The 7,319-nt window shown below is 72.2% G+C and carries 6 protein-coding genes; 1 reads left to right on the top strand and 5 read right to left on the bottom strand.

Annotated elements, in window-relative coordinates; translation table 11 throughout:
- The coding region (locus FM076_RS34760; RefSeq protein WP_173873619.1) for a sensor histidine kinase at positions 1 to 1,775 on the bottom strand (1,775 nt) is incomplete at its 3' end.
- A gap of 220 nt (positions 1,776 to 1,995) precedes the next feature.
- A complete protein-coding gene (locus FM076_RS27840) occupies positions 1,996 to 2,661 on the bottom strand; it encodes an alpha-ketoglutarate-dependent dioxygenase AlkB (protein WP_173873618.1) in 666 nt (221 codons plus the stop codon).
- 217 nt (positions 2,662 to 2,878) lie between these two features.
- Here FM076_RS27840 and FM076_RS27835 point away from each other — a divergent pair, with 217 nt between their 5' ends.
- The gene (locus tag FM076_RS27835) at positions 2,879 to 3,673 is read left to right on the top strand and encodes a tyrosine-protein phosphatase (RefSeq protein WP_173873617.1); all 795 of its coding nucleotides are present in this window, start codon (positions 2,879 to 2,881) and stop codon (positions 3,671 to 3,673) included.
- Between the two features lie 12 nt (positions 3,674 to 3,685).
- Here FM076_RS27835 and FM076_RS27830 read toward each other — a convergent pair whose 3' ends face one another.
- The 3 genes from FM076_RS27830 to hpnH form a co-directional block, all read right to left on the bottom strand.
- Positions 3,686 to 5,068: an aspartate aminotransferase family protein gene (locus FM076_RS27830; RefSeq protein WP_173873616.1), complete on the bottom strand. Its 1,383-nt coding sequence runs from the start codon at positions 5,066 to 5,068 to the stop codon at positions 3,686 to 3,688.
- The gene (locus tag FM076_RS27825) at positions 5,065 to 6,222 is read right to left on the bottom strand and encodes a 1-deoxy-D-xylulose-5-phosphate synthase N-terminal domain-containing protein (protein ID WP_173873615.1); all 1,158 of its coding nucleotides are present in this window, start codon (positions 6,220 to 6,222) and stop codon (positions 5,065 to 5,067) included. The genes FM076_RS27830 and FM076_RS27825 overlap by 4 nt, the downstream gene beginning before the upstream one ends.
- A gap of 67 nt (positions 6,223 to 6,289) precedes the next feature.
- A complete protein-coding gene (hpnH, locus tag FM076_RS27820; RefSeq protein WP_173873614.1) occupies positions 6,290 to 7,315 on the bottom strand; it encodes an adenosyl-hopene transferase HpnH in 1,026 nt (341 codons plus the stop codon).
- Between the last annotated feature and the right edge of the window lie 4 nt (positions 7,316 to 7,319).

The raw sequence follows: 7,319 nt of genomic DNA, 5'->3' as shown, positions 1-7,319 counted from the left end.
CCGCGCGTCCGGCTCGGACGGTGCGGCGAGCGGCCACGGAGTGGCGGGCCCGCCTCGCGCGACACCGCGCGAGCGCGAGCGCGGCCGCGGATCACCGACCGCCCCCGCCCCGCCCCGGCGACCCCTGCCCGGGCCCGGGCGCCCTCGACAGAACCAGCACCGGCCGGACCACCGGCCGGGCCGCCGTCCACCGGACCACCACCGGCCGAGCCGCCATCCGCCAGGCCACCACCGAGCAAGCCGCCATCCGCCAGGCCGCCGTCGGCCAAGCCGCCCTCGGGTGAACCACCATCCGCCCGGCCGGCATCCGCCCTGCCACCATCCGTCCTGCCGTCGTCCGTCCTGCCGTCATCCACCGGGCCGCTTATCGGCCGGCCGCCCTCGGCGGGACCGGTGCCGTCCGGGCCGCTCCCGGGGGCGGACGGGGTCCGGGGCTCGCGGCCGGGCACCGCCGTGTGGCCGCTCTCCTGTGCCGGCGGGCTGTGCGGCTGCCCCAGGAGGCTGTGCGGCAGTACCGCGACGGCCTGGACTCCGCCGTAGATGTTGTTCTGGAGCTGGACGACGACCCCGTGGCGGCGGGCGAGGGCGGCCACCACGTAGAGGCCGATGCGGCCGTCGCGCACCAGGGTGGCGGCGGCCCGGTCGGGCTCGGCGAGCACCGCGTTCAGCTCGTTCTGCTCGCCGGGGCCCATACCCGGCCCCCGGTCCTCGACCTCGACGGCGAGCCCTGCCGTGACCTGCTGGGTCCGCACCAGTACGGGCGTCCCGGAAGCGGAGAAGGCCGTGGCGTTCTCGACGAGTTCGGCCAGCAGGTGGATGACGTCCGCGACGGCGTGCCCGCGTACCGCGCCCTGGATCGGCGGGACCAGTCGCACCCTCGTGTACTGCTCGACCTCGGCGACGGCGGACCGCAGCACGGCGGAGAGGGAGACCGGGCCGGCCCACTGGCGGTGCGCGGCGGCGCCGCCGAGCACCGCGAGGCTCTCCGAGTGGCGCCGGATGCGGGTGGCGAGGTGGTCGACGTGGAAGACGCCCTTGAGCAGGTCCGGGTCCTCGACCTCGTGTTCCAGGTCGTCGATCAGCTGGATCTCCCGGTGGACCAGGGTCTGGAGCCGGTGCGCGAGGCTGACGAGCACCTCCCCGCGCTCCCCGCCCTCGCCGTGCGGCCCTCCCGCCAGCGCCGCCGCCTCGGCGACGGCGGCCTCCGCACCGCACTGGGCGAGGGCGGTCTGGTGGGCGAGCAGGTCGAGGCCGTCGCCGGCCGGCTCGCCCTGCGGGGCGGGGGTGCGCGGCACGGGGCGCTCGCCGTGCCGCAGCGTCCAGAGCATGGACTTGAGTTCCGCCTGCCCGCGCACGGTGGCCCGGCGCAGCGCGGCGCACCGTTCGGCCGTGCCCCGCGCCTCGGCCGCGGCCAGTACCGCCGCCGAGGCGAGCACGGTGCCGGCCAGCAGCACTCCGGCGGTCAGGACGCCCCGGGCCGTGGCGGTGAGGGGGACGACGCCCGCGCCGCGCAGCAGGTAGGCGACGACGGCGGTGCCGGTGAGGGCGATCAGTCCGGCGGGCAGTACGGCGAGCCGTACCAGCCGGCGTCGTACGGCGGCGTCAGCGGCGTTCTCGCGCGTGCGGGGTCTGCCGTGCCGGGGCCGCTCGGCGCGGCGTTGGCCGGGGGCGCTGGAGGGGGCGGGAGGGCGGGACGGGGGAACAGCCAGAGAAGTGGAAGCGGATGCTCCTATTCCTTCCGGTGCCTGCACCGCGTAGCTCGGGGATTCGGCCATGGGTTCCTCGGAGGAGTTGAGGTGTCGAAGAGGGGTGCGGGAGGTGACGGCGCCATGGTCACGCTAGCCCCATGGCCGGTATCCCTCTGACACGTACGAGGTATTCGCCAGGGTTCGCCAGCTCCCAACGAGTGAACGGGCCCGAATTCCGCTTGACAGTCGGCCGCTGCGTGAACTCCCCCAGGGGCGCGGGACGTTCACCCTTCCCGTCGTCCTCCCCTCAGTACGCGCGCACGGTGACGTTGACCCGCCCCCGCAGTCCCAGCCCGGGCGGCGCCGAGCCCGGCTCGGTGCGGGGCACCCCGTGGTAGGCCAGCCGGGAGGGGCCGCCGAAGACGAACGCGTCGCCACTGCGCAGCGGGACATCGCGCCACGGCCTGCCGCGCCCCTCGGGGGTGCCGAACCGGAAGACGCAGGTGTCCCCGAGACTGAAGGAGACCACCGGCGCGTCGGACCGCTCGTCGCTGTCCCGGTGCATCCCCATCCGCGCACCGTCCCCGTAGAAGTTGACCAGCGCGATGTCGTACGGGACGGTACCGGGCGCCGTCCCGTACACGTCGGCGCCCGCGACCCGGACGGCGTCCCGCACCGCCGAGCGCGCCCACTCCCCCAGCCACCCGGGGAACGGTTTGACGGGCTCCCCTCCCCCGTCCACCACAGTGTCCGCGTACCCGTACGGATACCAGTGCCGCCCCAGGCTGAGCTGCCGTACCGACATCTCTCCGCCACCCGGCATCCGCACCGTCCGCAGCCCCGCGGGCGGCAGCGCCCACCGCCGGCAGGCGGCGAGCAGGGCCGCCTGCGCCTGCTCGTCCAGCCGGCCCGGCAGATGCACGGCACCGGGTGCGATCTCAGCAGCGGGCCGCGGAAACAGCTCGTCACTCACGGTGCGAGCGTACGGCGGCACGGCCGCGGCCGCCCGGCACGGGTGGCCCGGTGCGGACGGGCCGGTGCGGACGGGCCGCCGACGGTGGCCGGTGCGGGTGGACGACAGCGGGTCCGGGGAAGGGCCGTCGCACGGGTCGCTCCGCGGGACTGATAGCCCCGGGCATCCATGTCGTATGGTCGGACGGACGGCCGTGAGAAGAAGCAGAGGAGCGCTCGTGACGCAGGAGTCCGCCGAACCGCAGCTGACCGGGGTACGCAATTTCCGGGACGTCGGAGGGCTGCCCACGGTGGACGGGCGGCGGGTGCGGCGCGGGGTGCTCTTCCGCAGCGGCCACCTGGCGCACGCCACCCGCCAGGACGCGGCGTTCCTGAGCGGGCTGAAGCTGCACACGGTGTTCGACTTCCGCAACTCCGCCGACCAGGCACTCGACGGCCCCGACGTGGAGCTTCCAGGTGTGCGCAACGTCAACATCCCGCTCTCCGACCCGGCCGACGGGGCGGAGTTCTGGCAGATGGTGCGGGACGGCGAGCTGGACCAGCTGCGCGCCATCCTCGGTGACGGACTGGGCGCACGGCGTATGACGGAGTCCTACCGCGCCATGATCACCACCCGCACGGCCGAGCACAGCCGCATCCTGCACGCGCTCGCGGAGGACAGCGTGCCCGCCTTGATGCACTGCGCCGCCGGCAAGGACCGGGCGGGGCTCTCCATCGCCATCACCCTGCTGGCGCTCGGGGTCGAGCGGGAGGCCATCGAGGAGGACTACCTCCAGTCGAACCAGCCGCACCGGCGGTACAAGGTGTACCGCAGCGCCAAGTCCAGGGCGGGCATGTCGCCGGAGGTCATGGAGCTGCTCGCGCCCCTCTTCGACGCCCGGGCCGCCTATCTGCACGCCGCCTTCGCCACCATCGACGAGCGCTGGGGCGGTGTGGACACCTACCTCTCCGAGGGCCTCAAGCTCTCCGAAGGCACCCGCATCCGGCTCCAGTCCCGCCTCCTGGAGCCCTGATCCCGCACCGGCTCAGCGGTTGGCGACCGCCTGTTTGATCAGCGTCCGCCCGAAGTCCCAGATGAGGCCGCCGCCGTTGTGCGCCTCGTCCATCACCTGGGTGAAGGCGCCGACGAAGCGGTCCACCTCCGCCTCGCCGATCACCAGCGGCGGGATCAGCTTGATGACCTCCAGGTGGTCGCCGGAGACCTGGGTGAGGATGCGGTGCTTCTGCAACAGCGGTACGACGACCATCTGCGCGAACAGCCCCTTGCGGGCGGCCTGGAGCATCGTCCAGCGGCTGCGCAGTCCCAGGGACTTCGGCTTCCCGAACTCAATGCCGATCATCAGTCCCCGGCCCCGCACCTCGTGCAGCAGCTCGTACCTGCCGACCAGCGCGGCCAGCCGCTCGCGCAGCGCGTCACCGGTGCGGCGGGCGTTCTCGGTGAGGCGTTCGTCCTCCATGACGGCGAGCGTGGCCAGCCCCGCCGCCATGGCCTGCGCGTTGGAGCCGAAGCTGGCCGAGTGGACGAGCACCCGGTCCATGGAGGAGTAGACCTTCTTGAAGATCCACTCCTTGCCGAGGGTGGCGCCCACCGGAACGTAGCCGCCCGACAGCGACTTGGCCACGCACACCAGGTCGGGGTCGACGCCCTGCTCGTGCTGGTAGGCGAAGAAGTCCCCGGTGCGGCCCAGCCCCGTCTGCACCTCGTCCACGATCAGCAGCGCCCCGTGCTTGTGCAGCAGTTCCCGGGCCGCGCGCAGGTACCCGGGCGGCGCGGCGTGCACGCCCTTGCCCTGGATGGGTTCGACGACCAGCGCCGCCACATCCCTGGCGCGCAGCTCCCGCTCCAGTGCCGCCAGGTCGCCCAGCGGTACGGGGGTGTCGGGCAGCAGCGGAGCGAAACCGTCACGGAAGCCGTCCTCGCCGTTGACGGAGAGCGAACCGGTCGTCAGCCCGTGGAAGGCGTGCGCGCAGTACAGCACCCGGGGCCTGCCGGTGGCGTAGCGGGCGAACTTGAGCGCCGTCTCCACGGCCTCGGTGCCGCTGTTGCCGAAGAAGACCCGGTCCAGACCGGGCGCGTGGCCCAGCAGCCTCTCGGCCAGCAGTCCGGGCAGCGGCTGGCAGTCGAAGCGGGTGAGGTCGGCCAGCTGCGCGTCGAGCACGTCGTGCAGGGCCTGCCGTACGACGGGATGGTGGCGGCCCAGGCCCATGACGCCGAACCCGGCGAGCATGTCGAGGTAGTCGTTGCCCTCCGCGTCGTAGAAGTAGGCGCCCTCGGCCCGCTCGTAGACCTTGTCGAAGCCGATGGTGTGCAGCATGCGCGGCAGTTGGTGGTTGAGGTGGCGCGCGTGCAGTTCGTAGCGCTCGTCGCCGCGTTCGGCCAGCAGCTTCGTCAGATCGAATCCGGTCATGCCACGCTCCCCTCGCCCCCGCGCGCCACTCCGGCCCGGGCCGGGCCCACGGGGCCGCTCCCCGGCACCCGCACCCGGTGCGCCTCGCCGGTTCTCTCCGGCGGCCCGTCCTCGCCCCCGGGCCGCTCGCGGAGCCGGACGCGGGACAGCTCCTCCTCGACGCGGGCCGCGATCCCGGTGGGTGACAGTCCGTGCGCGGTCAGCAGTTCGGCGCGCTTGCCGTGCTCCAGGAAGCGCTGGGGCAGGCCGAGGGAGCACACCGCGAGGCCGTCCGCGCCCGCGTCGCGGAGCGCCTGGGCGACGGCGGCTCCGACACCGCCGGTGCGCCCGTTGTCCTCGACGACGGTGACCATCCGGTGCCGTCCGGCGAGCGGCACGAGTTCCGGGTCGACGGGTTTGACCCAGCGCGGGTCGACGACGGTGACACCGATGCCGCGCCCGGCCAGCAGCGCGGCGGCCTCCAGACAGGCGGGCGCCATGGCGCCGACACCGACCAGCAGCACGTCCTCGCGCTCGCCCTCGGCCAGCACGTCCATCCCGCCCACGCGCCGCACCGCCTCGATGGGCTCGCCCACCTCGGCCTTGGGGAGCCGCAGCACGGTCGGCGCGTCGTCCACATCCAGCGCCTCCCGCAGCTCGGCGCGCAACCGCTCGGCGTCCCGGGGGGCCGCGATCCGCAGTCCGGGCACGCACTGGAGGAGCGACAGGTCCCACAGCGCACCATCACCGATCACCGCCACCACATGGTCACCACGGCCCAGCACCTCATTCGCCTTCGCCAGACCATCCGCCCACCCCAGCACCGTCGACGCATGCGAATTCTCGATCACATCATGCGCCGACTCCGCCCGCGACGGATACCCCGACAACCCACCCCGCGCCCGCAACCGCGAAAAATCCTGCCGCCCCGTAAGCAGCTTGAGCACATACGACTGATGCCCCGTATCCCACAGAATCCGGTCCACCGGCGAATCGAAAACACGATGCAGGGCAATGGTCAGCTCGACCACACCGAGGTTCGGCCCCAGGTGACCGCCGGTGCGGGACACCGCGTGGACGAGGAACTGCCGGATCTCACCGGCGAGTTCCTCCAGCTGCTGAGGGGACAGCGCGTCCAGGTCGCGCGGTCCCTCGATGGACTCCAGCAAGGACATGGTCGGCCCCCCTGCTCAGGCGAAAAGTGACAACCGGTGGTCCGGTGGTGGCGGTGCCCGGTCGCGGCTAGCTCGACCGGTTGGCGACCGCGGTCTCACGGGCCGCGCGCAGCGACTCCTTGAGGGATCCCATGGTGGCCAGCACGGCGGTCGGTTCGTAACCGCAGTGCGCCATGCAGTTGGCGCAGCGCGGGTCCTTGCCGCGGCCGTACTTGTCCCAGTCGGTCTCCTCCACCAGCTCCCGGTAGGTGGGCACATAGCCGTCGCTCATCAGATAGCAGGGGCGCTGCCAGCCGAAGAGGGAGTAGTTGGGAATGGCCCAGGCCGTGCAGTCGAAATCGGCCTTGCCTTCGAGGAAGTCGAGGAAGAGCGGGCTGTGGTTGAGCCGCCAGCGGGCCCGGTTGCCGCCGGCGAAGGCCTTCTTGAACAGCTCGCGGGTCTGCTCGACGCCCAGGAAGTGCTCCTGGTCGGGTGCCTTCTCGTAGGCGTAGGCGGGCGAGATCATCATCTCGTCCACCTTGATCTCGTCGTTGAGGAAGTTCAGTACGTCGATGATCGTCTGCGGGGTGTCGGTGTTGAAGAAGGTGGAATTGGTGGTGACCCGGAAGCCGCGCCGCTTGGCCTCCTTCATGGCCGCGACCGCCTCGTCGAACACGCCCTCCTTGGCCACGGATTCGTCGTGCCGCTCCCGCAGCCCGTCGATGTGCACGGCGAAAGCGAAATACGGCGACGGCTTGAACTGGTCCATCTTCTTGCGCAGCAGCATGGCGTTGGTGCAAAGGAAGACGTATTTCCGCTTGGCCACCAGTTGCCGCACGATCTCCCCGATCTGCGGGTGCATCAGCGGCTCGCCACCCGCGATGGAGACCATCGGCGCGCCGGATTCCAGGACGGCCCCCACCGCCTGCGCCACCGGCATCCGCTGCTTGAGCACCCCCGCCGGGTGCTGGATCTTTCCGCAGCCCTCGCACTTGAGATTGCAGGCGAAGAGCGGTTCGAGTTCCACGATGAGGGGGAACTTCTCACGCTTGCGCAACTTCTGCTGAAACAGATACGTCCCGATTCGGAGTGTCTGGCGGAGCGGCATGGCCATTTCT

This window comes from Streptomyces albus subsp. chlorinus (assembly GCF_013302895.1).
Classification (GTDB): Bacteria; Actinomycetota; Actinomycetes; order Streptomycetales; family Streptomycetaceae; genus Streptomyces; species Streptomyces chlorinus.
The sequence above is the reverse complement of the archived record's forward strand: the minus strand, read 5'-3'. Positions and strand labels throughout refer to the sequence as shown.

Coding starts and splice junctions, on each gene's coding strand:
- FM076_RS27830 (WP_173873616.1), bottom strand. CDS start 5,068: ATGACCGGATTCGATCTGACGAAGCTGCTGGCCGAACGCGGCGACGAG.
- hpnH (WP_173873614.1), bottom strand. CDS start 7,315: ATGGCCATGCCGCTCCGCCAGACACTCCGAATCGGGACGTATCTGTTT.
- FM076_RS27825 (WP_173873615.1), bottom strand. CDS start 6,222: ATGTCCTTGCTGGAGTCCATCGAGGGACCGCGCGACCTGGACGCGCTG.